General features: G+C 64.0%; 20 protein-coding genes and 1 riboswitch. Of the genes, 7 read left to right on the top strand and 13 right to left on the bottom strand.

The genetic code is table 11. The features are described from left to right. Positions 1-15 precede the first annotated feature (15 nt). Positions 16-1,017, bottom strand: a complete 1,002-nt coding sequence (gene thiB / locus ACQK2M_RS04635; protein WP_425416828.1) for a thiamine ABC transporter substrate binding subunit — start codon at positions 1,015-1,017, stop codon at positions 16-18. Between the two features lie 50 nt (positions 1,018-1,067). Beyond that, positions 1,068-1,168: riboswitch (TPP riboswitch) on the bottom strand. 88 nt (positions 1,169-1,256) lie between these two features. Between thiB and ACQK2M_RS04630 the strand changes: the two genes are divergently transcribed. The 3 genes from ACQK2M_RS04630 (at position 1,257) to ACQK2M_RS04620 (ending at position 4,205) form a co-directional block, all read left to right on the top strand. After that, positions 1,257-1,928: a thiamine diphosphokinase gene (locus tag ACQK2M_RS04630; protein WP_223477321.1), complete on the top strand. Its 672-nt coding sequence runs from the start codon at positions 1,257-1,259 to the stop codon at positions 1,926-1,928. A 64-nt stretch (positions 1,929-1,992) separates the two neighbouring features. Next, entirely contained in the window at positions 1,993-2,247 is a 255-nt protein-coding gene (locus ACQK2M_RS04625; RefSeq protein ID WP_223477322.1) for a hypothetical protein, read from the top strand. A 131-nt stretch (positions 2,248-2,378) separates the two neighbouring features. Continuing rightward, positions 2,379-4,205, top strand: a complete 1,827-nt coding sequence (locus tag ACQK2M_RS04620; protein ID WP_425419979.1) for an ABC-F family ATP-binding cassette domain-containing protein — start codon at positions 2,379-2,381, stop codon at positions 4,203-4,205. Between the two features lie 3 nt (positions 4,206-4,208). On the opposite strand, the gene ACQK2M_RS04615 is transcribed toward ACQK2M_RS04620, so the two are convergent. From ACQK2M_RS04615 to ACQK2M_RS04605, 3 genes are all read right to left on the bottom strand, one after another. Further along, a complete protein-coding gene (locus ACQK2M_RS04615; protein WP_425416827.1) occupies positions 4,209-4,628 on the bottom strand; it encodes a hypothetical protein in 420 nt (139 codons plus the stop codon). 59 nt (positions 4,629-4,687) lie between these two features. Continuing rightward, positions 4,688-5,413: an acetoacetyl-CoA reductase gene (gene phbB / locus ACQK2M_RS04610; protein ID WP_425416826.1), complete on the bottom strand. Its 726-nt coding sequence runs from the start codon at positions 5,411-5,413 to the stop codon at positions 4,688-4,690. A gap of 73 nt (positions 5,414-5,486) precedes the next feature. Further along, positions 5,487-6,662 carry an acetyl-CoA C-acetyltransferase gene (locus ACQK2M_RS04605; RefSeq protein WP_223477325.1) on the bottom strand — a complete coding sequence of 392 codons (1,176 nt, stop codon included), beginning with the start codon at positions 6,660-6,662 and terminating at the stop codon, positions 5,487-5,489. 238 nt (positions 6,663-6,900) lie between these two features. Here ACQK2M_RS04605 and phaR point away from each other — a divergent pair, with 238 nt between their 5' ends. Then, entirely contained in the window at positions 6,901-7,497 is a 597-nt protein-coding gene (gene phaR, locus ACQK2M_RS04600; protein WP_223477326.1) for a polyhydroxyalkanoate synthesis repressor PhaR, read from the top strand. Positions 7,498-7,504: 7 nt separating this feature from the next. On the opposite strand, the gene ggt is transcribed toward phaR, so the two are convergent. Beyond that, entirely contained in the window at positions 7,505-9,091 is a 1,587-nt protein-coding gene (gene ggt / locus ACQK2M_RS04595; RefSeq protein ID WP_425416825.1) for a gamma-glutamyltransferase, read from the bottom strand. A gap of 126 nt (positions 9,092-9,217) precedes the next feature. Here ggt and ACQK2M_RS04590 point away from each other — a divergent pair, with 126 nt between their 5' ends. Beyond that, entirely contained in the window at positions 9,218-9,646 is a 429-nt protein-coding gene (locus ACQK2M_RS04590) for a GlcG/HbpS family heme-binding protein (RefSeq protein WP_425416824.1), read from the top strand. Between the two features lie 4 nt (positions 9,647-9,650). Here ACQK2M_RS04590 and ACQK2M_RS04585 read toward each other — a convergent pair whose 3' ends face one another. From ACQK2M_RS04585 to ACQK2M_RS04570, 4 genes are all read right to left on the bottom strand, one after another. Beyond that, positions 9,651-10,034, bottom strand: a complete 384-nt coding sequence (locus tag ACQK2M_RS04585) for a hypothetical protein (protein WP_425419978.1) — start codon at positions 10,032-10,034, stop codon at positions 9,651-9,653. A gap of 107 nt (positions 10,035-10,141) precedes the next feature. After that, positions 10,142-10,861, bottom strand: coding sequence for a carbonic anhydrase (locus ACQK2M_RS04580; protein ID WP_425416823.1), 720 nt, complete (start codon positions 10,859-10,861; stop codon positions 10,142-10,144). 56 nt (positions 10,862-10,917) lie between these two features. Continuing rightward, a complete protein-coding gene (gene pdxY, locus ACQK2M_RS04575; RefSeq protein ID WP_425416822.1) occupies positions 10,918-11,796 on the bottom strand; it encodes a pyridoxal kinase PdxY in 879 nt (292 codons plus the stop codon). After that, on the bottom strand, positions 11,793-12,050 hold the full coding sequence (locus ACQK2M_RS04570; protein WP_425416821.1) for a hypothetical protein: 258 nt from the start codon (positions 12,048-12,050) through the stop codon (positions 11,793-11,795). The genes pdxY and ACQK2M_RS04570 overlap by 4 nt, the downstream gene beginning before the upstream one ends. Before the next feature lie 182 nt (positions 12,051-12,232). Here ACQK2M_RS04570 and ACQK2M_RS04565 point away from each other — a divergent pair, with 182 nt between their 5' ends. Next, positions 12,233-17,044: an NAD-glutamate dehydrogenase gene (locus tag ACQK2M_RS04565; RefSeq protein ID WP_425416820.1), complete on the top strand. Its 4,812-nt coding sequence runs from the start codon at positions 12,233-12,235 to the stop codon at positions 17,042-17,044. A 19-nt stretch (positions 17,045-17,063) separates the two neighbouring features. Further along, on the top strand, positions 17,064-18,434 hold the full coding sequence (locus ACQK2M_RS04560) for an MFS transporter (RefSeq protein WP_425416819.1): 1,371 nt from the start codon (positions 17,064-17,066) through the stop codon (positions 18,432-18,434). A gap of 51 nt (positions 18,435-18,485) precedes the next feature. On the opposite strand, the gene purH is transcribed toward ACQK2M_RS04560, so the two are convergent. The 4 genes from purH to htpX all read right to left on the bottom strand — a co-directional run bounded on the left by purH (position 18,486) and on the right by htpX (position 24,375). Beyond that, on the bottom strand, positions 18,486-20,102 hold the full coding sequence (gene purH, locus ACQK2M_RS04555) for a bifunctional phosphoribosylaminoimidazolecarboxamide formyltransferase/IMP cyclohydrolase (RefSeq protein WP_425416818.1): 1,617 nt from the start codon (positions 20,100-20,102) through the stop codon (positions 18,486-18,488). 102 nt (positions 20,103-20,204) lie between these two features. Beyond that, complete coding sequence (locus ACQK2M_RS04550) at positions 20,205-21,899, bottom strand: heparinase II/III family protein (protein WP_425416817.1); 1,695 nt, start codon at positions 21,897-21,899, stop codon at positions 20,205-20,207. Positions 21,900-21,979: 80 nt separating this feature from the next. Beyond that, complete coding sequence (locus ACQK2M_RS04545; RefSeq protein ID WP_425416816.1) at positions 21,980-23,416, bottom strand: RsmB/NOP family class I SAM-dependent RNA methyltransferase; 1,437 nt, start codon at positions 23,414-23,416, stop codon at positions 21,980-21,982. Next, the gene (htpX, locus tag ACQK2M_RS04540) at positions 23,380-24,375 is read right to left on the bottom strand and encodes a zinc metalloprotease HtpX (RefSeq protein ID WP_425416815.1); all 996 of its coding nucleotides are present in this window, start codon (positions 24,373-24,375) and stop codon (positions 23,380-23,382) included. Before htpX ends, ACQK2M_RS04545 begins: the two co-directional genes overlap by 37 nt. Between the last annotated feature and the right edge of the window lie 27 nt (positions 24,376-24,402).

Below are 24,402 nucleotides of genomic sequence, written 5' to 3'. Positions count from 1 at the left end.
TGACATCGGGGCTAACTACCGGCTCATCGCCTCGAGCCACTCATCGACCCAGTCCTTGCGGTTCTCGGCGACTTCCTCCGGCGTAAAAAGCAGCGCCTGCGCCGGTTCCACCAGCTTGCCGAAGGCCTCGTCCAGCGGTTCGGAGGTCGGCGCGGCGGGCAGCATCCAGTTCGTTTCGGGAATGACATCCTGGAACGCGGGGCTGATCATGAATTGGAGGAACTCGGCGGCGAGCGGATTGTCCGCCCCCTTCTTGGTCTGTCCGGCGACCTCGATCTGCAGGTAATGACCTTCGGAGAAGGCCGCCGCCCGATAGCGGTCCGTTTCCTCGGCGATCATGTGATAGGCCGGCGACGTGGTGTAGGAGAACACCATGGGGGCTTCGCCCGACGTGAACAGGCCGTAGGATTCCGACCAGCCCGGCGTCACGGTCAGCACGCTTTCCTTCAGCTGCTCATAGGCTTCCGGGGCGTCGTCGCCATAGAGTTTCCTGATCCACAGCATCAGGCCGAGGCCCGGCGTGGACGTCCGCGGATCCTGAACGACGATCTTGCCGTAATCGCCCGAAAGGAACTCTTCCATGCTTTGCGGCGGCTCCGCGATGGCCTGCGTGTCGTAGATGACGGCGAAATAGCTGTAGTCGAACGGGACGAAGGTGTCGTCGCTCCAGCCGCCTGGAACAGTAACGGCTTGCGTGTCGATGCCGTGCGGCGCGAAGAATCCGCTCTCGCGGGCTTCGGCGGTGAGGTTCGTGTCGAGTCCGAGCACGATATCGGCATCTGTGCTGCCGCCCTCGAGCCGCAGCCGGTTCAAAAGGGCGACGCCGTCGGCGACCGAGACAAATTCGACGTCGCAACCGCATTGCGCCTCGAAGGCGGTCTCGATTTTCGGGCCGGGGCCCCATTCGGCGGTAAAGCTCTCATAGGTATAGACCGTTAGCGTTCCCTCGGCCTGCGAAGGAAAGACGGTTGCCGCGAGCGACGCTGCGGCGGCAAGAATGATCGACGTTCTGTGCATCACGCACCTCCTTGGTTCGAATGGGGATCGAGGCGCGTTGTCCGTCTATGCGGATAGAGGCGTCTAATCCCTACGCCGGTGCAAACCGGATCAGGTTCGACGGGTTGGCTTTCGCCTCTCAGCTGCCGTGGCAGCACCCCGTTAGAGCGAGGCCTTTGTAGAATGCGAACCGCCGGCCTTCAAGAGGCAAACACCGATTGCCGCTTGGCGGTTCCGCAAAGCTTGGGTAGTGCTTGGCCATGACCAGACGATCTTCGAACCGTTTCGCCATCCTTCTCGACGGCCGATTGCGCCCGACCGCCAGGCTGCGCGCACAGCTGGAAGGCTGCCGTGTTCTCGCGGCCGATGGCGGTATCCGTCACGCGGAAAGCCTCGGGCTGACGCCGGAAATGTGGCTGGGCGATTTCGATTCGGTCGATGACGACCTCAGCGCACGCCATGCCGGCGTGCCACGCGATTCCCATCCCGCCGAAAAGGCCGTGTCCGATGGCAATATCGCGATTCGCCATGCGCTGGATCAGGGCGCACGCGAAATCGTCGTCGTCGGCGCGCTGGGCGGCGAACGGAGCGATCACGCCTTCTTCAACCTCGCGATCGCAACCGCGCTGGCCCTGCAAGAGCCGGATCTGACCATCATGCTGACATCGGGCGACGAGGAGGCAATCCCGCTGAAGCCCGGACAATCGCTTTTTCCCGACTGGCCGCATGGAACCCTTTTCTCGGTTGTGGGTTTCACGTTCATGGCGGGATTGACGGTCAAAAGCGCGAAATGGCCTTTGGATAGCGTTAACGTTCCATTCGGATCGACTTGGACGCTTTCCAATGTTTCTGGCGACGACTTGGAAATTCTGCTATCGGAAGGCAGTGCTGCGGCGATCGGTCGGTTTGACAATTCGCTGGTTCAGATGTGACATTTGTCACACTAAAGCTGTTTTCGACTGGCTATCGTATGGCGGGAAAAAAGGAGATCGCCCAATGAAAGTTGCAAAATCCATTGCCGTGCTCGCGGTTATCGGTTCACTCGCTGGCTGCACCACGGCCGAACAGACCGCCACCGGCGGTGCCCTGATCGGCGGCGCAATCGGCGCTGCAACCACCGGCAAGATCGGCGGAGCCGCGATCGGCGCCTTCATCGGCGGCGTTGGTGGTTACCTGCTCGGCCGCTCGTCCAACGGCCAGTGCCGTTACCAGCGTCCGGACGGTTCGGTCTTCATCGCGGCTTGCCCGTAAGACCTGGCCTGACCTCAGTCTGAAGCCGTGGCGCGTCATTGCACGCGCCACGGCTTCTGCTTTTTTGACACCCTTGATTTTTACTGCTGCCCGTCCGAGAAGGCGCAAGCTCCAACGGGTTGACGATGGCCATTTCCCCTCCGCTACTGCGCGCTGAAAACCTGACACTGACCTTCGGCGGCGCGCCGCTTTTTTCCGAGATCTCGTTTTCGGTTCATGCCGGCGACCGCCTCGCGCTGGTTGGCCGCAACGGGTCCGGCAAATCGACTTTGCTGAAGATCGCCGCCGGGCTTTTTGACGCGACGAGCGGCGATGTCGTTACCGAGAAGAACGCCACGATCCGCTACCTGCCGCAGGATCCGGACCTTTCCGGTTTCCCGACCGTGGGCGATTATGCGCGCGCCGAACTCGGCCCGCTCGACGACCCGTTCCGCGTCGACTACCTGCTGGGCGAATTGGGGCTCGATGCCGACCGCTCGCCCGAAGCGATGTCCGGCGGCGAGATGCGCCGCGCGGCGCTTGCCCGCACGCTGGCGCCGGAGCCCGACATCCTGTTTCTGGACGAGCCGACGAACCATCTGGACCTGCCGGCGATCGAATGGCTGGAAGACGAACTCGGCCGGTCGCGGTCCGCGATCGTGCTGATTTCGCACGACCGCCGCTTCCTCGAAAAACTGTCTCGCAAGACGCTTTGGCTAGATCGCGGGACACTTCGCGAGAACGGCGCGGGCTTTGCCGCCTTCGAGGACTGGCGCGACAAGGTCTACGAGGAGGAGGAGCGCGAGCACCACAAGCTCGGCCGCAAGATCGTGCGCGAGGAACACTGGGTCACGCATGGCGTTTCCGGCCGCCGCAAGCGCAACATGCGCCGGCTGGGCGAACTGTCGGACTTGCGCAAATCATTTCGCGAGCACCAGTCGCCCGAGGGGACGGCCAAGCTCGCGGCGTCCGAGACGCGGGAAAGCGGCAAGCTGGTCATCGAGGCGAAGGATATCTCGAAGGCATTTGGCGAGAAGTCGCTCGTCCGCGATTTTTCGTTGCGTGTCCATCGCGGCGACCGGATCGGTCTCATCGGCCCGAACGGTGCGGGGAAAACCACGCTGGTCAACCTGCTGACGGGCGACCTGAAGCCGGACACGGGAACCGTGCGCCATGGCGCCAATCTGGACATGGCCGTCCTCGACCAGCGCCGCGACGCGCTCGATCCGAACGAATCGCTGGAGCATTTCCTGACCGACGGACGCGGCCAGTCGCTCATCGTCAATGGCGAGCAGAAGCACGTCGTCTCCTACATGAAGGACTTCCTGTTCAAACCGGAACAGGCGCGCACGCCGGTTCGCGAACTGTCCGGCGGCGAAAAGGCACGCCTCATTCTCGCCCGCACGCTGGCCCGGCCAGCCAACTTGCTGATCCTCGACGAGCCGACCAACGATCTCGACATGGAGACGTTGGATCTCCTGCAGGAACTGGTTTCGGGCTTTCCCGGCACCGTCCTGCTGGTCAGCCACGACCGCGATTTCCTGGACCGCACGGTCAACGCGGTCATCGCGCCCGACGACACGCGCCCCGGCGAAGGCCGTTGGATCGCCTATGCCGGCGGCTATTCCGACATGCTCGCCCAGAAGGGCGAAACCGCGCGGTCACAGAAAACCAAGGCAAAACCGGCAGCATCGAAAGCGCCGGCCGCGCCTGCGGCAAAGCCGTCTCAGTCGAGCAAGGGCAAACTGTCTTACAAGCAGAAATACGCGCTGGAAACGCTGCCGGCCGAGATCGAGAAACTGAGCGGCGAAATTGAAGACCTCGAGGCGAACCTTGCCGATCCCAAGCTGTTTTCGAGCGATGCGACCGCGTTCAACCGGATCGCCGCCGATCTCGAAGCAAAGCGCGAACGCCATTCCGCCCTCGAGGAACAATGGCTCGAACTGGAAATGCTGCGCGAGGAAGTCGAAAGCAGCTAGAGGCTAAGCAATCGGCCCGCAGCGATGCCAACGTTCTTCAGGCTGTGGCGATCCCTCGATGATGCGCTCCAGCACCAGATCCTCATCGTGGAAAATGCGGATCCGCACATCGTGTCCCGACTCCGGATCCTCCGCCGGACCGACATAACGAAATATGTGGTCCTTGTGTTCGCCGATAACTTTCGCGCCGGACGGAATACTCGCGGTTCCTTCATGAACGCTCAACATGCGGCCGTCGGCGGAACACCAGTTCCCGTCGATTTCATGCGCGCGCGCGGGTGCTGCGAAAAGCAAAAGTGCGGGCAGGATCAGCGCGAGTCGTTGCATGGTCTTCATGTCTTCGGAACGTCTTCCGCGAGCCCCGCCATGGTGACTCGCCCGTCCTCTCATTGATGGAAAGACCGGCATTTTCATGCCGGTCATTACAAAAAGTTTCTGTGGTCCGCGAGCCATATAAAGCCGGCTCACGGCGCTCGTTTCGATCAGGAGAAGAACTGCCCCCCATTGGCCGAAATGGTCGATCCGGTGATGAACCCGGCATCGTCCGAAGCTAGGAACACGACGCAACGCGCGATCTCCTCCGGCTCACCCAGCCGGCCGACCGGGATTTGCGGCAGGATGCGCGACTTCAGCACTTCCTCGTCGATGGCGCGGACCATCTCGGTGCCGATATAGCCCGGGCAGACAGCGTTGACCGTGATGCCGGCCCGTGCGCCTTCCTGCGCGAGCGCGCGTGTGAAGCCGATATCGCCCGCTTTCGCCGCCGAATAGTTGACCTGGCCGGCCTGGCCCTTTTGGCCGTTGATCGACGAAATGTTGATGACGCGGCCGAACTTGCGATCCCGCATGCCCGACCAGACAGGATGCGTCATGTTGAACAGGCCCGACAGGTTCGTGTTGATCACCGCGTCCCAGTTTTCCTTGCTCATCTTGTGGAACATGGAATCGCGGGTGATGCCGGCATTGTTGACCAGCACCTCTACCGGGCCGAGATCCGCCTCTACCTTGGCGATACCCTCGACGCAGGCGTCGTAGTCGGCGACCGACCATTTGTAGACCGGAATGCCCGTTTCCGCCTTGAATTTCGCGGCGGCCTCGTCATTGCCCGCATAGTTGGCGGCAACGGTATACCCGGCCTCCTTCAGGGCGATGGAAATGGCGGCGCCAATGCCGCGCGATCCGCCGGTGACGATTGTTGTTTTGCTCATGAAAAGTCCTCCCTTGAAATCGCGGGCGGAGGCGTGCCTCCGCCCGAAGTCCGTTATTGTTCGAGAATGCCGATCACATGCGCTCGATGCACATGGCGACGCCCATGCCGCCACCGATGCAAAGCGTGGCAAGACCCTTGCTTGCGCCGCTGCGCTTCATCTCGAACAGCAGCGTGTTCAGGATGCGCGCGCCCGACGCTCCGACCGGGTGGCCGATGGCGATCGCGCCGCCATTGACGTTCACGATGTCCGTGTTCCAGCCGAGGTCCTTGTTGACCGCGCAAGCCTGGGCGGCGAAGGCCTCGTTGGCCTCGACGAGATCGAGATCGCCGATCGACCAGCCGGCCTTTTCCAGCGCCTTGCGCGACGCCGGGATCGGGCCGGTGCCCATGATGGACGGATCGACGCCGGCGGTTGCCCAGGAGACGATACGCGCCATCGGCGTGATGCCGCGCCGCGCCGCTTCCTCCTCGCTCATCAGAACGGTCGCCGCGCCGCCATCATTGATGCCCGACGCATTGGCCGCCGTCACCGTGCCCTCCTTGTCGAAGGCCGGACGAAGCTTGCCGACGCCGTCCAGCGTCACGCCGTGCTTGATGTATTCGTCGTCGGAAACGACGGTCTCGCCCTTGCGGGTCTTCACGGTGAAGGGAACGATCTCGTCCTTGAACTTGCCGGCCTTCTGCGCGGCTTCGGCCTTGTTCTGCGACGCGACCGCAAAAGCGTCCTGCTCGTCGCGCGACAGCTGCCACTGCTTCGCGACGTTTTCGGCGGTGGTGCCCATGTGGTAGCCGTTGAAGGCATCCATCAGGCCGTCCTTGAGCATGGTGTCGATCATTTTCATGTCGCCCATCTTCACGCCGCCGCGCAGATGCGCGCAATGCGGCGCCATCGACATCGACTCCTGCCCGCCCGCGACGATGATGCTGGCATCGCCCGTGGCGATCTGCTGCATGCCGAGCGCGACCGCGCGCAGGCCCGAGCCGCAAAGCTGGTTCAGGTTCCAGGCCGTGGTTTCCTTGGGGCAGCCCGCCGCCATCGACGCCTGGCGAGCCGGGTTCTGGCCTTCGCCGGCCGTCAGGATCTGGCCCATGATGACTTCATCGACCTCGGACGCATCGACGCCCGCGCGCTCAAGCGCGCCGCGGATGGCGGCCGCGCCGAGTTCATGCGCCGGGACATTGGCAAACGCGCCGTTGAACGATCCGACCGGCGTACGCGCCGCACTTGCAATAACCACTGATGTCATAGGGGAACTCCTCGTTAATTGTCCGGACTCACGCCAGACCGTACGGATATCTTATAGCCTCGCGAGCAACACTCAATGCCGCCTTTATAAATCCAACCCGTCGGGCGCTAGATAGCACTTGTTCCTACGCCTTTGGCTGCACTGCAACAAAACGCTTTGATATGAGCCGATTTTGTCACTAGTATTTCGCACATGCGGAATGCGCCGACATAAGGCGCAGCCAACGGGAGACTATGTCATGGCAGGAAACGGCGAGCCGACCGTTATCAAGAAGTACGCCAACAGGCGCCTCTATAACACCGGCACAAGCACATATGTGACGCTCGAGGACCTCGCCAAAATGGTGAAGGACGGCGAGGATTTTATCGTCAACGACGCCAAGAGCGGCGAGGACCTGACCCACGCAGTGCTGACCCAGATCATCTTCGAGCAGGAGGGCAAGACCGGCCAGGCGATGCTGCCGGTTTCGGTGCTGCGGCAGCTCATCTCCTTTTACGGCGACCAAATGCAGATGGTTCTGCCGAGCTATCTGGAACACTCGATGGCCTTGTTTTCCAAGGAACAGGAGCGCATCCGCGAGCAGATGACGTCGATGGTCGGCAAGACCCCGATCGACATCATGGCGTCCGGTCAGCAGATGATCGAGGAACAGACGCGGCGCAACATGGAGATGTTCCGCAACGCCATGCAGATGTTCTCGCCCTTCGCGGCATCGGAAGCGGCTGGCGAAGCAACCGAGGAGGCGTCATCGGAAGAGTCATCGCCGGACGATCTCAAATCCATGCGCGAGCAGATCGCTGCGATGCAGCGCAAGCTCGACTCGATGGACAAGTAAGCCGAAATTACCAACCCAGCGCGCAACCATCCTTGCGCGGGTCGGAACCGCCGATCAGGAAACCGCTTTCGCGGTCGATGACGACCGCCTGACCGCCGCCATGCGGTTTCACGGCCGCCTCGACGGGGTGGCCCATTGCCTGCAATTCAGCAGCCAGTTCGCCCGGAATGCCAGCTTCGGCGCGGATCACGCCCTGATCGTCCCAGAACATGCGCGGATGATCGATCGCCGCCTGCGGGTCCATGCCGTGATCGAGAATGTTCGACAGCACATGGGCATGACCCATCGGCTGGAAATGTCCGCCCATCACGCCAAAGGAAATCGCCGGCAGCCCCTCCCGGGTGACCATGGCCGGAATGATGGTGTGCATCGGGCGCTTGTTCGGTCCAATCGCGTTCGGGTGGGACGGATCGGCGTTGAAGCAGTTGCCGCGGTTCTGCAGCGCGATGCCCGTTTCCTGCGTGACGATCTGCGCGCCGAAATCGCCATAGAGCGAGTTGATGAACGAAACAGCCATGCGGTCGCGGTCGACCACCGTGATATAGACCGTGTCCGATGTCGGGAGCTCCGGAAGGGTGAGCGAATTGTTGCGCCTGTCGGGATCGAATTGCCGCAAAAGCTCTTCGGCGAATGCCTTCCGGATCAGCGTCTCCGCCGAGACCGGCATCGTGTCCGGATCGCCGAGCCAGGCGTCACGGGCGCTGTAGGCGAGGCGCGCGGCCTCGATTTCGCGGTGATACCGGGCCGCGCTGAGCGCCGGCAGGTCGCGTGTCCCCATCAGGTCGAGCAGGTTCAGCAGGATCATGGCGACCATGCCCTGCCCGCTCGGCGGCAATTCGTGCAGATGATGACCGGAGTAAGCGATATCCAGCGGATTGACCACGGAGGTCCGGCACGCGGCGATATCCTCCTCGGTGAGGAATCCGCCTTTCGCCTGCAATGTCGCCGCGATCTCGGCGGCGACCGATCCGGTGTAAAATGCGTCGGCGCCCTCGCGCGCGATACGCTTCAGGACGCCAGCGAGTTCCGGCGCCCGCCGGCGTTCGCCAATCCGGGGCGTCCTGCCGTCAACCAGCAAATGACGCCGCGCGCCGTCGTCTTTCGCGAGCGTCTCGGCGCTTTTCGCCCAATCCCAGGCGACACGGGGCGCGATGGCAAAGCCTTCCTCGCCGTAACGGATCGCATCGCGCAGGAGGCGGTCGAAACCAAGCGTGCCGTGCAGCGCCAGAAGTGTCTCCCAGCCGCGCACCATGCCCGGCACCGTGACAGCATGGGCGGAGTGCGGCGGGATCGTGTCGAACCCGTTGTCGGCATACCAGTCCGCGGCGGCGCCGGCGGCCGCCCGGCCCGCGCCGTCGATCCCGGTGATTTCGCCGTCCGGCCGGCAGACGATGGCGAAACAGTCGCCGCCGATCCCCGTCATCTGCGGCTCGACCACGCCAAGCGTCGCGGCGGCGGCCACGGCGGCATCGGCGGCGTTGCCGCCCTCCTTGAGAATTTCCAGCGCCGTTGCCGCGGCAAGCGGGTGGGACGTCGCGACAAGACCGTTCTCGGCGAAGACCGGCGAACGGCCGGGAAGCTGGAAATTACGCATCGATTCTCGACACTCCGGGAAAAACTGTTTGAACGAACGGGAAAATCCGAACCATGCTAGGGTCGAAGCCCGGCAGCACGCCGCGCCCCATGAAATAGACCTCAAAAACCCAAGAGAACCAGTACCATGTCAACCATACCGCTCGCCGAGGCAAACCGGATCATCGAAGCCACGCTGGCCAAGGGCCGCGAAATGGGCATCAAGCCGCTGTCGGCGGCGGTGCTTGACCCGGGCGGCCACCTGATCGCGTTTCAGCGGTCGGACAACTCGTCCTTCCTGCGGTTCGAGATCGCGGCCGGGAAAGCCTATGGCGCCCTTGCCGTCGGAGCCGGCTCACGCTGGCTCAACGCCCAGGCGGAAACCCGGCCGCATTTTCTCGAAGGCCTGTCGAACGTCTCGGGCGGGAAGATCGTCGCCGTGCCGGGCGGTGTCCTCGTCAAGCGAGACGGTATGATCATCGGCGCCGTCGGCGTTACCGGCGACACGTCCGACAATGACGAGGCTTGCGCTGTCGCCGGTATCGAGGCCGCCGGTTTCGAGGCCGATCCCGGCTGACGGGTCAGCCGATCGACACGTCGCGGCCGGCCGACCGGATAGAGACGGAGAAACCGGCCATCAGGTCGACCGCCGCCATCACCATCAAAAGGAAGAACACCGAGGTCGCCGCGCCGGAGACCACCAGGAATTCCACCAGGAAGGCGACGAACACGAAGGTCGACAGAAGGTGGTCGATCACCGAGGCATTGGACGTGCGGGTCGATTTGAGGATCTCGAAGAACATGAAGACAAGGCCGGCAAGGATCAGCGACTCGCCGAGATCCATCCGCCAAACGCCACCGGACAGCATGGTCACCGAAAGGATCTGGCTCGACCACGGATCCCCGCCCGAAAACCCGGCGAGACCGGCGATTACGAGATTGTAGAGAATGAAGGGCACGATCATCAAAGGAATGTGCGACACCGGAAACCCCTTTCCTGGCTTTGTCCCGTCGCGCCGTTCCTAGAGCGTTTCCGGTCCAAAGGGAATTACCCGCGCGAATTCCTTCGATGTCAGTTGTCGATGCGCAATCCCGACTGCTCAAGCGCCGGTTCGAACGTGTCGGCGTCCGGGTCGTAGACCCACAAGACCCCTTCGGAAATGTCGAACCACGCACCGTGCAATGTCAGCCGCCCGTCGGCTTCGCGCTCGCGGATATAGGGGAAGCTCCGCAAGTTCTCGATCGATTTGCGCACAGACATGCACTCCACGGCCGTCTGCCGGGGATCGTGATCGGAATGGACATGCGCCTCTTCGGCATGATCGGCATGCATGTGACGGATCGGATCATGTCCTTCCCCGCCGGCGACGCTTTCGATGGCATTGTCGAGCAGGCTGATCCAGTGGCCGATCGCATCGCCCTGATCGAGCATCTCGCGGCGCTCGTCCAAAGCCGCCGCAACGCCACCGCAGCGCCCGTGGCCCATCACCACGATATGGCGGACACCGAGACTGACAACGGAAAACTCGATCGAGGCCACCGACGAGCGATAGCGCCCCTCCGCGTTATAGGGGGGAACGAGATTGGCGACATTGCGCAGGACGAAGATTTCGCCCGGCCCGGAATCGAAGATGATTTCCGGAGCGGCGCGCGAATCGCAACAGGCGATCACCAGCGCCTCCGGCTTCTGCCCGCTGGCGGCCAGTTCGCGATAATTGTCCGACCGTTTCCGGTAGGTGGAGTGCAGGAAGCCCTGGTAGCCGTCGAGCAGCTTTTGCGGAAATTTCGTCATGAAATCGAATTAGCGCCGGATCGCAGGGCTTTCAAGTTGTTGCGGCGCACCAATCTTCATGCGCGGCGCGGCCGTGTCGCGAGCCGGCGCAGTTGCACCATGGCCATCGGACGCGCGAAGCTGTCCCGGTCGGTTTCCAGCATCAGTTCGTCCGCCCCGCGCTTGCATGCCCGCGCGACGAGTTCGTAGACGGACGCGGTCGCCAGTTGCAGCGCCTTTTCCGGATCGCCTCCCTCGAGCAACCGCGCGAGGAACAGCGCGGCGGTCAGGTCGCCGGGCCCGTTCGGCGGGTTGTCGATGTTGCGGTGCTCGGCGAGCACGGCCTTGCCGTCGCTCACCAGAAGGTTGCCGGTCCCGCCGGCCAGCATCGAATGAGCGCTGGTCACGAGAACATGGCGCGCCGCCAGTTCGGCGGCGGCGTGGATGATCTGCGAATTGTCGCCCGCCTGCGTGCCGGTCAGCCAGGCGAATTCGTAACGGTTGGGCGTGACGATATCGGCGGTCGAAAACAGCCCGTCGCGGATTTCCGATGCGACCGCTTCGGGCACATAGAGCCCGCCCCGATCTCCGATGACGGGATCGCAGACATGCAGGAGATCCGGATTGGCGCGGCGCGCGGCGGCGATGAAATCAGAGACCGGCAGGGCCTGTTCGGCCGCACCGAGATAGCCGGTGACCACCGCGCCGACTTCGCCGAGATGCGGCGAGGCGGCGAGCGCCGCCATGAAATCGGCAAAGGTCGCGTTGTCGGGCACGATGCGCGGCGCGGGCCCGTGGCCCGGATGCCACGGCAGTGTCACCGTCGGCACCGACCAGACCGGGAAACCGAGCGATTCAAGCGCGAAGACGATGGCGCGATTGCCGACGGAACCGCGCGCGACATGGCTCGAAATGGCGACCACCGCGGGCCGCGAAGACCGTTGCGCCACACTCATCTCGAGAGATAGCCGACCAGCCAGATGGCGAGAACGATAAAGGCGATCAGGCCGAGCGCCCGGCCCGTCCGGCGGCCCCAGACCTCGACGGGATCGTTCGGATCGGCATCGTCGGCGGCCATGTGGGCACGCGCGCGATTGACCGTTCGCGCCAGGGTCGATTGCCCGAGCAGCTCCGAATCGACGGCGACGCGTTCGAGCGTTCTCTGCGCTTCTTCTTCTCTTTTTATGTCGTCGGGATGCTTGTTGGCCATGGCGAACCGCCGATCCTCTGAAACCAAGCGGACACTATCGCGGGCCGCAATGCCCGGCAACCGGGGGTGTTGCCGGAAGTCGGCGAGAACGAAAAAAGAAATGTGCTGCAAGCCGTAATCGCTTTGTTATGGTAGCGGCCCAAAAGAGCGGTACAGAGCCTTGAACCGGACGGGAGGGGACAATGGCGAAGAACGCGAGCAAAGCGGTCGAGAAATATATCGGAGCCGTCATCGAGCATCTTGGCTCTCCCGATGACCGAATGAAAAAACTCGTCCAAGCGCTGGTCTCGGAAGCGCATGAGGACGACCTTGCCCTTGTCGATCCGTCCTGTATGGCCAAGGCACTGGTTCACACAGCCGATGCGGTGGCGAATCACGCGCGCGGCGGATCGGTCGTCCGCGTCACGCCGGCCTGCGCGCCTAATTGCTGCGTCGTCTCCATCGTCAACGAGAACATGCCGTTCCTGTTCGATTCGGTGATGGGCGAAATCAACGACATGTCGCACCATGTCCGCCTCGTCGTGCATCCGATCTTCGACGTGAAGCACCACGGGCCGGAATTCGAGCTCATCGAACAGTCGCCCGCCGGCACGGCCGAGGAAGGCACGATCCGCACCAGTGTCATTCACGTCATGCTGGAAGACCTGACGGACGAAACGGCGAAGGCACTGCAGGAAAACCTGACATCCATCATCGGGCAGGTGAAGGCCGCCGTGCGCGACTGGCGCGCGATGCTGAAGCGCATGGACTCCGTGATGGAGGATCTGCAGACCCGGGTGCTGCCGGTCTCCCAGGCCGACGCCAACGAGGCGCTGGCCTTCCTCGAATGGCTGCGCGACGACAATTTCACCTTCCTCGGCATTCGCGAATACGACTATGTCGGCGGCGAAAAGAGCGGCCAGCTGGAACGCGCCGACATGGATGGCCTCGGCATCCTGTCCGATCCGACCGTTCGGGTCATGCGCCGCGGCGACGAACCGGTCACGACGACGCCGCAAATCCGGGAGTTTCTGAACTCCAGGGACATTCTCATCGTCGCGAAAGCCAACCTGAAGTCCAAGGTGCACCGCCGCTCCTACATGGATTACGTCGGCATCAAGAAATACGACGAGGAAGGCAGGCTGTCGGGCGAGTTGCGCGTCGTCGGCCTGTTCACCTCGACCGCCTATACGCGGTCGGTGACGCGGATCCCCTATCTGCGTTCCAAGATCGACGGCGTCATGAAACGCTCGCATTTCGATCCCGACGGCCATTCCGGCAAGGCGCTGATGAACGTGCTGGAATCCTATCCGCGCGACGAGCTTTTCCAGATCGACATCCCCACGCTGACAGACAATGTGCTCGCCATCGTCGCGCTGGCCGATCGGCCGCGCGTGCGCGTCCTGTCGAGGATCGACCCGTTCGACCGCTTCGTCTCGGTGATCGTCTTCGTGCCGCGCGATCGCTACAATTCCGAGGTTCGCGAGGAAATCGCCGATTATCTCGCCGACGCCTACAAGGGGCATGTCTCGGCCTATTATCCCGCCTTCCCCGAAGGATCGCTGGCGCGGGTTCATTTCATCATCGGCCGGCGCGAGGGCAAGACGCCGACACCGGCGCAGGCCAAGCTCGAAAGCGACATCGAGGCGATCACCCGCACCTGGGAGGATCATTTCCTCGAAGAACTGATGGCCGAGGGCATCAGCCCGGCGACGCGCGAATTGCGCGACGCGAATTTCCCGGAAACCTACCGGGACACGGTCCTGCCCGCCCAGGCCGTTCAGGATTTGCAGCGCATCGCCCGCCTGTCCGCGGCCAATCCGATCGATGTCGATTTCTTCCGCCCGACAGGCCAATCGCACAAGGAAGTCGGCGTCCGCATCTATCACTACGGTTCGCCGGTGGCGCTGTCGGAGCGCGTCCCGCTTCTGGAGAACATGGGCTTCCGCGTCATCAGCGAACTGACCTACGCCATCGACGTCGCCGGCAAGCTCGGCAACGTCGTCTGGCTGCACGAAATGCAGATCGAAAGCCAGTCCGGCAAATCCGTGCCCCTCGACGACGACGGCGTCATCTTCGAGGATGCATTCCTGTCGGTGTGGAAGAACGAGAGCGACAACGATCCCTATAACGGGCTCGTCCTCGCGACCGGGCTGACCTGCCGGCAGGTGACGGTGTTGCGTGCCTATGGGCGCTATCTGCGTCAGGCCGGCACGCCTTACGGGCAGGCCTATATGGCCGATGCGCTGATCCGCCACCCATTGCTCGCGCGGCAATTGCACGACCTGTTCCAGGCAATGTTCGACCCGGCCCGCGCCGAGGATCCCGGCGAGGACACCGAGGTCACGGCCAAGCACATCAAGGCCGCGATCGCCGATCAGCTCGCAGACGTGCCGTCGATCGACGACGACCGCATCCTGCGCTCCATCCTGACGGTGATCGAGGCGACGCTGCGCACCAATTATTTCAGCCCCGGCGCGAACGGCGAAACCCGGACCTCGCTCGCCTTCAAGCTGAATTCGCGCGCCATTGCCGAGCTGCCGGATCCCAAACCCTATCGCGAGATTTTCGTCTTCGGGCCGGAGGTCGAAGGCGTCCATCTGCGTTTCGGCCCCGTCGCACGCGGCGGCCTGCGCTGGTCCGACCGCGCCCAGGACTACCGCACCGAGGTGCTCGGCCTCGTCAAGGCGCAGCAGGTCAAGAATGCGGTGATCGTGCCGGTCGGCGCCAAGGGCGGCTTCTATCCGAAGCGCCTGCCCGCCGGCGGCAGCCGCGACGAGATCTTCGAGGCGGGCCGCGCCGCCTATATCACCTTCATCTCGACCCTGCTTTCCGTCACCGACAATCTCGAGGGCGACACGGTCGTACCGCCCAAACTGATGGTCCGCCGCGACGGCGACGATCCTTATTTCGTCGTCGCCGCCGACAAGGGCACGGCGACTTTCTCCGACACCGCCAATGCGATCTCGCAGGAGATGGGTTTCTGGCTGGACGACGCCTTCGCCTCGGGCGGCTCGGCCGGCTACGACCACAAGAAGATGGGCATCACGGCGCGCGGCGCCTGGGAAGCGGTCAAGCGGCACTTCCGCGAGATGGACAAGGACATCCAGTCCGAGCCCTTCACCGTGGTCGGCGTCGGCGACATGTCCGGCGACGTGTTCGGCAACGGCATGCTCCTGTCCGAGCAGATCCGTCTGATCGCCGCCTTCGACCACCGCGACATCTTCATCGATCCCGATCCGGACCCCGCATCGAGTTTCGCGGAGCGCCAGCGCATGTTCGCGCTCGGCCGGTCAAGCTGGCAGGACTACGACACCTCGAAACTCTCGAAGGGCGGCGGCATCTTCCCGCGCTCCCAGAAGTCGATCACGCTGTCGAAACAGGCCGCCGACGCGATCGGGCTGGACAAGACCAAGGCCTCGCCGAACGAGATCATGACCGCGATCCTCAAGGCGGATGCCGAACTCCTGTGGTTCGGCGGCATCGGCACCTATGTCCGCGCCTCGGGCGAGAGCAACCTCGACGCCGGCGACAAGGCCAATGACCCGATCCGCGTGACCGCGCGGGACGTCGGCGCCAAGGTCATCGGCGAAGGCGCCAATCTCGGCATGACGCAGCGCGCGCGCATCGAATACGGCCTGCATGGCGGCCGCTGCAACTCCGATGCGATCGACAACTCCGCCGGCGTCAACTCCTCCGACGTCGAGGTGAACATCAAGATCGCGCTCAAGCCCGCGATGGACGATGGCGACCTGCCGCGTCCGAAGCGCAACAAGCTGCTTGCGGAAATGACCGAGACGGTCGCCGCGCTGGTGCTGGAAAACAACTATCACCAGACGCTCGCCATTTCGCTCGCCGAAAAGCGCGGCCTGTCGATCCTGTCGCTGCAGCAGCGCCTGATGGAATATCTGGAGGAACGCGGCGCGCTCGACCGCTCCGTCGAGTTCCTGCCCGAAAACGACGTGATCGCGGAGCGCCAGAAATCGGGGCGCGGCCTGACCCGCGCCGAGATCGGCGTCCTGCTCTCCTATGCCAAGATCGTGCTCTTCGACGATCTCGTCAAAAGCCATCTGCCGGACGATCCGTATCTGCATGGCGACCTGATGGCCTATTTCCCGCCGCGCATGGTGAAGAACTTCGCCGGGCGGATCGAGAATCACAGGCTGCGGCGCGAGATCATCGCCACGCAACTCGCCAACGAGGCGATCAATCGCGGCGGCACGTCGCTGATCAGCCGTTTCGAGGATGCCACCGGCATGCTGCCGAGCGGTATCGTGCGCGCGCATGTCGCCGTGCGCGACGGCTATGGCTTTCCACCGCTCTATGCCGCCGTCGACGCGCTCGACAACAAGATATCCGGCGAACGCCAGATTGCCATCTACGAGGAACTCGGCAACGCGCTGCGCCAGGCGACCGGGCATTTCATCAAGACCGGCGAAAGCCATGCGCCGATCGAGGGGTCCGTCACCGCGCTGCGCGACGCGACCAAGGTGCTGGAGCCGAAACTGCCTTCGGTGATGCCGGCCTATCTGGTCGACTGGGTCGGGGAACGCCAGCAGGCCATGAAGGATGCCGGGCTCTCCGAAGCGGTCGCGAGGAAGATCGCGCTGATGCCGATCCTCGCCATGACGCCGGATATTCTCAGCGTCTCGCGGGTCTCCGGACGTTCCGTCCTCGATTCGGTCGATGCGATGTTCGCCGTCACCGAGATGTTCCGGATCGGCCGTCTCGAACGGCTCGCCTACGACCTATCGACCGACGACTATTTCGACGGGCTGGCGCAGAACCGGGCGCTCGACAATATCTACTCCGCGCGTATCTCGATCACCAATGCGGCGCTCGCGGCCGCCGGCAAGAAGAAATCGGCGCGCGACGCGGTGGCCGAATGGCACGACACCAACGAGTTGCGCATCGCGCGCGTCCAGGACCGCATCGGCGACATGACGACATCGGGCGGCCTCACGGTCTCGCGCCTGACGGTCGCCGCCGGCCTTCTCGCGGACCTCGTTTCATGACGACAGGAGTTCGACGGCGATGACCGTGCCGGTTTCCGATGACAAGTCGGCGGCGGCCTCGCCGTCCGTCTCCCGCAAGGGCATCCTCGGCTGGATGTTCTTCGACTGGGCGGCGCAGCCCTTCCACACCCTGGTCATCACCTTCGTCTTCGCACCCTATTTCGCCGCGCAGGTCGCGCCCGACGCGACCCAGGGCCAGGCGATGTGGGGCTTTGCGGCAGGGCTCGGCGGGCTCTTCATCGCGGTCCTCTCGCCGATCCTTGGCGCCATCTCGGACGCGACCGGACCCAGAAAACCCTGGATCTTCGGCTTCTCGGTGCTCGCCGTGCTCGGCGTTTTCGCGCTTTGGTTCGTTCCGCCCGACGCCAGCCAATCTACGATTGTCCTCGGACTCGCCGCTTTCGTGGTCGCCCTGATCGGCTTCGAATTCGCCGCCGTCTTCAACAACGCGATGATGCCCGGCCTCGTCGACCGCGAGAAACTCGGCGGATTGTCGGGCAACGCCTGGGCGCTCGGCTATGCGGGCGGGCTGATCTGCCTGATTGCCATGCTGTTGTTGATGGTCGCCGACCCGGTATCCGGCAAGACGCTGATCGGACTGACACCGATTTTCGGTCTGGACGCGACGCAGCTCGAAGGCGACCGCGCCTCCGGCCCGCTGACCGCCATCTGGTACGTCATCTTCGTCATTCCGCTGTTCCTGTTCACCCCTGACGCGCCAAGGCGAGAACGCATCGCGGGCGCCGTGCGCGACGGGCTCGCGGACCTCTGGCGAACGGTCCGCAACATCTCGAAGGAAAAGAGCCTGTTCTCCTTTCTGGTGTCGAGCATGATCTACCGCGACGCCCTGAACGGCCTCTACACCTTCGGCGGCATCTACGCCGTCGGCGTGATCGGCTGGACGACACTGCAACTCGGCGTCTTCGGCATCCTGGCGAGCGTGACGGGCATCGGCGGCAGCATTCTTTCCGGCTGGGCGGACACCCGCATCGGCACGAAGACGGTGGTCATCGTGAATATCCTCGTGCTGATCGCGGCCAGCGCGCTGGTCATCTCGATCACGGACACGCAGATCCTGTTCATGCCGGTCGCGGAAGGGTCGAGCGCCCCGGACATCGCTTTCTATCTGGCCGGCGCGCTGATCGGCGCGGCAGGCGGCGGGCTGCAGGCATCGTCGCGACCTCTTCTCGTCGATCAGACGACACCGGACCGCATCGGCGAAGCCTTTGGCCTCTACGCGCTATCCGGCCGCGCCACGGCCTTTCTGGCACCATGGTCGATCGGCGTCGTCACCGTCGCCTTCGACAGCCAGCGGATCGGCATAACGCCGATCCTCGTCCTGTTCGTTCTTGGAATGCTGCTACTGATCCCGGTCCGCTCGCGGACCTGACCGGCGCCAGCGCATTCCGATGCAGGTGTTTCAATCCAGACCTGAATTGCACTAGTGCCGGAAATGGCGGACGCCGGTGAAGACCATGGCGATGCCGTGCTCGTCGGCAGCGGCGATCACCTCGTCGTCGCGCACCGAACCGCCCGGCTGGATAACCGCCTTCGCGCCCGCCTCGACGGCGGAGAGAAGCCCGTCCGCGAAGGGGAAGAAGGCGTCCGACGCCACCACGCAACCTTTCGTCAGCGGCTCGGCGAGGCCGAGCGCCTCGGCCGCGTCCTCCGCCTTGCGCGCGGCGATGCGTGCGGAATCGACACGGCTCATCTGGCCGGCGCCGACGCCGACGGTCGCGCCATCACGGACATAGACGATGGCATTCGACTTGACGTGCTTGGCGACGCGGAAGGCGAATTTCATGTCGGCGAGTTCCGCCTCGCTCGGCTGGCGCTTGGTCACGCATTTCAGATCGAGATCATCGACGACCGCGTTGTCCCGCTCCTGCTTGAGGAAGCCGCCCGCAACCGATTTCACCAAGACGCCGCCGGCGCGCGGATCGGCGAGCGTGCCCGCCGTCAGGAGGCGCAGGTTCTTCTTCGCCGCGACGATCGCCGCCGCCTCGTCGGTGACGGACGGCGCGATGATCACCTCGGTGAAGATCTTCACGATCTCCTCGGCGGCTTCCGCGTCGAGCGTGCCGTTCAGCGCGACGATGCCCCCGAAGGCCGAGGTCTGGTCGCAGGAAAACGCCTTGCGATAGGCGTCGGCCAGCGTGTCGCCGGTCGCGACGCCGCACGGATTGGCGTGCTTGATGATGGCGACGGCCGGTTTCGCCGGGTCGAACTCGCTGACGAGTTCATAGGCCGCGTCGGTGTCGTTGATGTTGTTGTAGGAGAGCGCCTTGCCCTGCAGAAGGGTGGCGGTGGCGACGCCCGGGCGCTTTTCGCCGGTGAGATAGAGCCCCGCCGCCTGATGCGGATTTTCGCCATAGCGCATGGCGAGCGAAAGCGTGCCGCCGGTCGCATGGTTGCGGCTGACGGGCGGAAGCGAAAGCTGCTCCGCCATGTAGGAGGAGATCATCGCGTCATAGCTGGCGGTGCGCTGGAACGCCTTGGCGGCCAGCCGCTTGCGCTCGTCGAGCGTCGTTGCGCCGTCATTGGCTTCCAACATGGCGGTCACTTCGCCGTAATCCGCCGGATCGGTGACGATGGCGACATAGGCGTGGTTCTTCGCGGATGCGCGCACCATCGCCGGACCGCCGATATCGATATTCTCGATGGTGGTCGGATAATCCGAATCCGCCGCGACCACCGCCTCGAAGGGGTAAAGATTGATGACCACGAGGTCGAACGGCATGATCCCGTTCGCCTCCATCGCGGCGAGGTGCTCGGGATCGTCGCGCACGGCGAGCAATCCGCCATGCACGGACGGGTGAAGCGTCTTCACGCGCCCGTCCATGATTTCCGGAAACCCGGTCACCTCGGCAACATCGACGACCGGGAGCCCTGCATCCGCGATGGCCTTGCGCGTGCCGCCCGTCGAAACCAGTTCGACGCCGCGCCCGACGAGGTCGCGCGCGAGGTCGATCAATCCATCCTTGTTGGATACGGACAGAAGCGCACGGCGCACCGTCACGCGGTCGGGAGCGGGAATCTTCTTGGAAACGACGGCCATAAGTCGAACTTTCGGTAACAGGGAAGCAATTGCCGCCGCTGCTAGCATGACGGCTGCGCCTTGCCTATCGCAGGGGCCCGTTTTGCAGTGAAAGATGGACTGTCAGACCTTGCGGATGATCCACTCGACCGTGTCCGTCTGCGGCCAGAAATCGGCGATCACGATCTGACGCGACCGGACCGGACCGGCGATGCCGGCGAAATACACCGAATCCTCCAGCGTCACGTCGCCCCTGTTGGCCGAAAAGAGCCAGCTTTCGCCCTGGTCGGTCGACAGGTGGATCGTCCGCGCATCCTCACGCGAGGCATGAACGACCGGATGCAGATGAAACCGGATATCGAACTGGTACTGATGATCGCCGCCCTGCCGCCCCGGATGGATCAGTCTGTCGTGGCCGTCGACGCGTGTTCCGTCGTCATGCAGCGAAATGGCGCGTTCGTGCCAAAGGCCGAACTGGCGCAGATATCCGTCATGCTGGGCCGCGAATCCCGGCTTCGCCGGGTCTTCCCGACGCTCGATGCGAACGGTGGACGGGCCGGACACGATCCGTGGCGGGCGGTCGCCCGGAGACCGTGCGATCCCCGCGATGCGCGCCGAGGACGTGTCGTCCAGAACAAGCGTCGAATGCGCCGCCGTCATGCGCGCCATTTCGCGATAGCGTTCGCGACGCAGGCCATCGATGCCGCTATTGACGATCAGGCGTTGCCGCCCGCTCGACATTTCGAAGGCGAGGCAACTCGCATGACCGCCGAAGGCGTACGCGCCGGACGGCGCAACGCCGGTATCGGCAAGGATGATCGTGCCACCGCGCGCAAGCCGCTGGTAGCCCGAATGCGGCATGTGGCCGAGCGGCTGCGCACCGTTCTGGTCGTGCCTGAGAACGGCGGCGGTCAGGTTGAGATTGGTGCCACCCGCTCCGTGGAACAGCGCGATATGGCCATCCGCATGGCGGAAGAACCGAAGCGCCGGAAATATCCGGTCGATGGCGCGGACCAGTTCCTGCGGCACCGGCTTCGACGCCGAGACGTAGCATTGCGCGAGCGGCAGCAGGTCGGCGAGCAGGCCGGGCAGCACATCGGGGCACCGGCTGGCATGTCCGCCATCCGGCAGGATCTGCAGGCGCAACTGGTTCTCGAGATTCTTCGACGCCGCCTTTTCGAACCGCGCCGACGGCGGCAGGACCTGCGAGGCATAGGCAAGTGCAATGCGCACATTCAGGGCATCGAGGTCGTCATTCGTCGATGAAGCGAGCCCGCGCAGATAACGGACCTGCCGCGCCAGCGATCCCATGAAACGCCGGTAGAAGACCGCATCGCTGTCGATCAGGAGCAACCGCGAATACTGCATCCATGCAATGACGCGCGCCGCGGTCACCTTCATCTTCCAGGCATTGCCCGAGAGATTGCGCCCGTGGCTCAGGATCCAGTCGTTGACCAGCGCGCGGGCATTGTTGGATGCAAGGTCGCTCTGCGCGCCCTTCATGTGCCGGAGCCATCGGAACTGGTGAAGCGAGTCCTCCCATCCGATGGATGGAGGCGTCACCGAAAAGGGCGACGCGCCACCGGTATCGACGACCCGACCGGCAAAGGAATAGCGGCCCTCATAGATATCGCGGGCGACAAGCGGGTCGGTAGGGCGCAGGTCCGGTGGGACCATGACCAGCCGTTCCGGCACCGGTCCTATGAACCGCCAGGCAAATACCGGGCCCTTCTGGATGCGGTGACGCAATCCGGACCAAAAGATACGAACGCCCGACAGCCAATAGCCGGGATCGTTCATCAATGTGGGTCGGCCCAAAAGTTCTCCATCCCGCCAGTCATGACGAATCGAAGTTTATCGATTCGCCACACTGTACAATCAAGGGGCTTCTTCGAACACTAGGCAAGACGCCGGAAGCGGACAGCGAAAAACCCGTCCACGCCGCTGATCGCCGGATCGCCAAGATCGAGATGCGCCGGTGTCAATCGCAGGAACCCGTCGGACGTGATCGCATCCTCCAGCCCCGGCGCTTCCTCGCGCCGGATCGGGACGATTTCGAAATCCGTCCACTTGCCGGCAAAGCGGCGCGCCACGGCCTCGCCCTCGTCCGGGTCGAGCGAACAGTTGGAGAAGACAATCATGCCCCCGGGCGCGACGAATTCCGCCGTCTTGTCGAGCATTCGCGCCTGCAGATCGGCGAGTTTCGCGATATCAGCAAGCGACTTTGTGTACGGCACGTCCGGATGGCGGCGGACCGTTCCGGTCGAGGAACACGGCGCATCGAGAAGCACGGCGTCGAACAACTCGTCGGGCGCAAAGGCGAACATATCGGTCGCGACCGTATGGCAGCTGCCGGAAAGCCCCAGCCTGTCGAGATTGGCCGACAGCCGTTTGAGCCGGTTCGCCGACATGTCGAGCGCGGTCACATTTGCGCCGGCATCCGCCAATTGCGCGGTCTTGCCGCCCGGCGCGGCGCAACAATCGAGTGCCGTCTTGCCGGAAAGGTTCCCCAAGAGGCGCGCCGGCATGGCGGCCGCCGCGTCCTGCACCCACCAGGCTCCGTCGTCGAACCCGTCGAGCGAGACGAGATCGCGGCTCAGGCCGGCAAGCCGCAGCGAACCGGTCGGCAGGACGATGGCGCCAAGCCGCTCGGCCCAGGCATCCGCCCTGTCGCGTTCCGCGGCTTTCAGCGTCAGATCGATCGGCGCTTCCAGCCGATGACAGGCATCGATGGCAACCGCCGTCTCGGGGCCATATATCGCGGCCAGGCGGTCGGCGAACCATTGCGGCGCGCGCACCGGCGCGGTCGCGTAACGCGCGAGCAATGTCTCCTTCTCGCGCGCGGCGCGGCGCAGTAACGCGTTGACCAGACCGGAAAATCGCCGCGAACGGGGATCCGCCTGCGCCGAGGCGACCGCGAGGTCAACGGCGCTATGGTCCGGCACGTCGAGAAACAGGATCTGCGCGAAACCGGCAAGCAGGATGGCCCGCAGGGCCGTCGCGCCGGCCGGCAGCGGCTTTTCCGTAAAGCGCGTGATCGTGTCGTCGAGATCGCCGCAATGGCGCAGCGCGGTCAGCAAGATGGCGCGGACCAGCGCCCGGTCGCGCGGCTCCAGCGCGAGGTAATGCGGATGACCGTGCGCCTCGTCGGTAAGACCGTCCATCGACGCCTTCGCGTCGAGAATGGCGCCAAGAATACGGTGCGCCGCCTGGCGCGCCGCAAGTCCCGGTTTGTCGATTTGCGTGGACGGTCCGGACTTTGCGCGCGGCCTCGTTTTCCACCTGCCGGCCGGCGCGCTCAACCCCACGGTCCCTGGTCGCCGCCACGGCCCCATTTGCGGCCGGTCTTGGGAATGCCGGAAGAGCCGGACCGCGCGGGGCGCGACGAAGGCCGCTCGGGCTGAAGCTCAACCGGCTGAGGCGCGGGCTGCGCCCTGTCGACCCGGCCATCCATGTCGGAGGCCATCGCCATCAGGGCGCGGATGCGGTTTTCCGTGTCCGGATGCGTCGAGAACAGGCTATCGGCGCGCTGGCCGTTCAGCGGATTGATGATGAACATATGCGCGGTCGCCGGGTTGCGTTCCGCCGCGACATTGACCGTTCGCCCGGCCGCCGAGGCGATCTTGGCGAGAGCGCTCGCCAGCCATTCCGGATTGCCGCAGATTTCCGCGCCGCGCCTGTCGGCGGAATATTCGCGCGTCCGGCTGATCGCCATCTGCACGATCATCGCCGCAAACGGCGCGACGATCATCGCGGCCAGAATGCCGATGAAGCCGAACGGATTGTTGTTGTCGCGCGATCCGCCGAAGAAGAAGGCGAAATTGCCGAGCATCGAAATCGCGCCTGCGAGCGTGGCCGTGATCGTCATGGTCAGCGTGTCGCGGTTCTGGATATGCGCCAGTTCATGCGCCATCACGCCGGCGACCTCCTCCTGGCTCAGGCGTTCGAGCAGTCCGGTGGTCGCCGCGACGGCAGCGTTTTGCGGATTGCGGCCCGTCGCGAAGGCGTTCGGCTGGTCGTTCTTGATCAGGTAGACCGCGGGCATGGGCAAGCCGGCGCGGTCTGCCAGGCTTTCGACGATTCCGTAATATTCCGGCGCGTTCTTCCGGTTGACGGCGACGGCATTGTGCATGCGCAGCACCATCTTGTCGGAATTCCAGTAGGAAAAGGCGTTCATCGCAAGCGCTATGACGAGGGCGATCATCATGCCGCCCGTGCCGCCGATCATGTAGCCGATGGCCATGAACAGGGCGGTCATGAAGGCGATCAGCATCGCTGTTTTCATCATGTTCATCGCGCGGTCTCCATGTCCGGTGCCCGT

Origin of the sequence: Oricola indica, assembly GCF_965227485.1 — a bacterium.
Taxonomy (GTDB): Bacteria; Pseudomonadota; Alphaproteobacteria; order Rhizobiales; family Rhizobiaceae; genus Oricola; species Oricola indica.
This window is presented reverse-complemented; position numbering and strand designations above follow the sequence as displayed.

Coding starts and splice junctions, on each gene's coding strand:
- thiB (WP_425416828.1), bottom strand. CDS start 1,017: ATGCACAGAACGTCGATCATTCTTGCCGCCGCAGCGTCGCTCGCGGCA.
- ACQK2M_RS04630 (WP_223477321.1), top strand. CDS start 1,257: ATGACCAGACGATCTTCGAACCGTTTCGCCATCCTTCTCGACGGCCGA.
- ACQK2M_RS04625 (WP_223477322.1), top strand. CDS start 1,993: ATGAAAGTTGCAAAATCCATTGCCGTGCTCGCGGTTATCGGTTCACTC.
- ACQK2M_RS04615 (WP_425416827.1), bottom strand. CDS start 4,628: ATGACCGGCATGAAAATGCCGGTCTTTCCATCAATGAGAGGACGGGCG.
- phbB (WP_425416826.1), bottom strand. CDS start 5,413: ATGAGCAAAACAACAATCGTCACCGGCGGATCGCGCGGCATTGGCGCC.
- ACQK2M_RS04605 (WP_223477325.1), bottom strand. CDS start 6,662: ATGACATCAGTGGTTATTGCAAGTGCGGCGCGTACGCCGGTCGGATCG.
- phaR (WP_223477326.1), top strand. CDS start 6,901: ATGGCAGGAAACGGCGAGCCGACCGTTATCAAGAAGTACGCCAACAGG.
- ggt (WP_425416825.1), bottom strand. CDS start 9,091: ATGCGTAATTTCCAGCTTCCCGGCCGTTCGCCGGTCTTCGCCGAGAAC.
- ACQK2M_RS04590 (WP_425416824.1), top strand. CDS start 9,218: ATGTCAACCATACCGCTCGCCGAGGCAAACCGGATCATCGAAGCCACG.
- ACQK2M_RS04585 (WP_425419978.1), bottom strand. CDS start 10,034: ATGATCGTGCCCTTCATTCTCTACAATCTCGTAATCGCCGGTCTCGCC.
- ACQK2M_RS04580 (WP_425416823.1), bottom strand. CDS start 10,861: ATGACGAAATTTCCGCAAAAGCTGCTCGACGGCTACCAGGGCTTCCTG.
- pdxY (WP_425416822.1), bottom strand. CDS start 11,796: ATGAGTGTGGCGCAACGGTCTTCGCGGCCCGCGGTGGTCGCCATTTCG.
- ACQK2M_RS04570 (WP_425416821.1), bottom strand. CDS start 12,050: ATGGCCAACAAGCATCCCGACGACATAAAAAGAGAAGAAGAAGCGCAG.
- ACQK2M_RS04565 (WP_425416820.1), top strand. CDS start 12,233: ATGGCGAAGAACGCGAGCAAAGCGGTCGAGAAATATATCGGAGCCGTC.
- ACQK2M_RS04560 (WP_425416819.1), top strand. CDS start 17,064: ATGACCGTGCCGGTTTCCGATGACAAGTCGGCGGCGGCCTCGCCGTCC.
- purH (WP_425416818.1), bottom strand. CDS start 20,102: ATGGCCGTCGTTTCCAAGAAGATTCCCGCTCCCGACCGCGTGACGGTG.
- ACQK2M_RS04545 (WP_425416816.1), bottom strand. CDS start 23,416: ATGGGGCCGTGGCGGCGACCAGGGACCGTGGGGTTGAGCGCGCCGGCC.
- htpX (WP_425416815.1), bottom strand. CDS start 24,375: ATGAACATGATGAAAACAGCGATGCTGATCGCCTTCATGACCGCCCTG.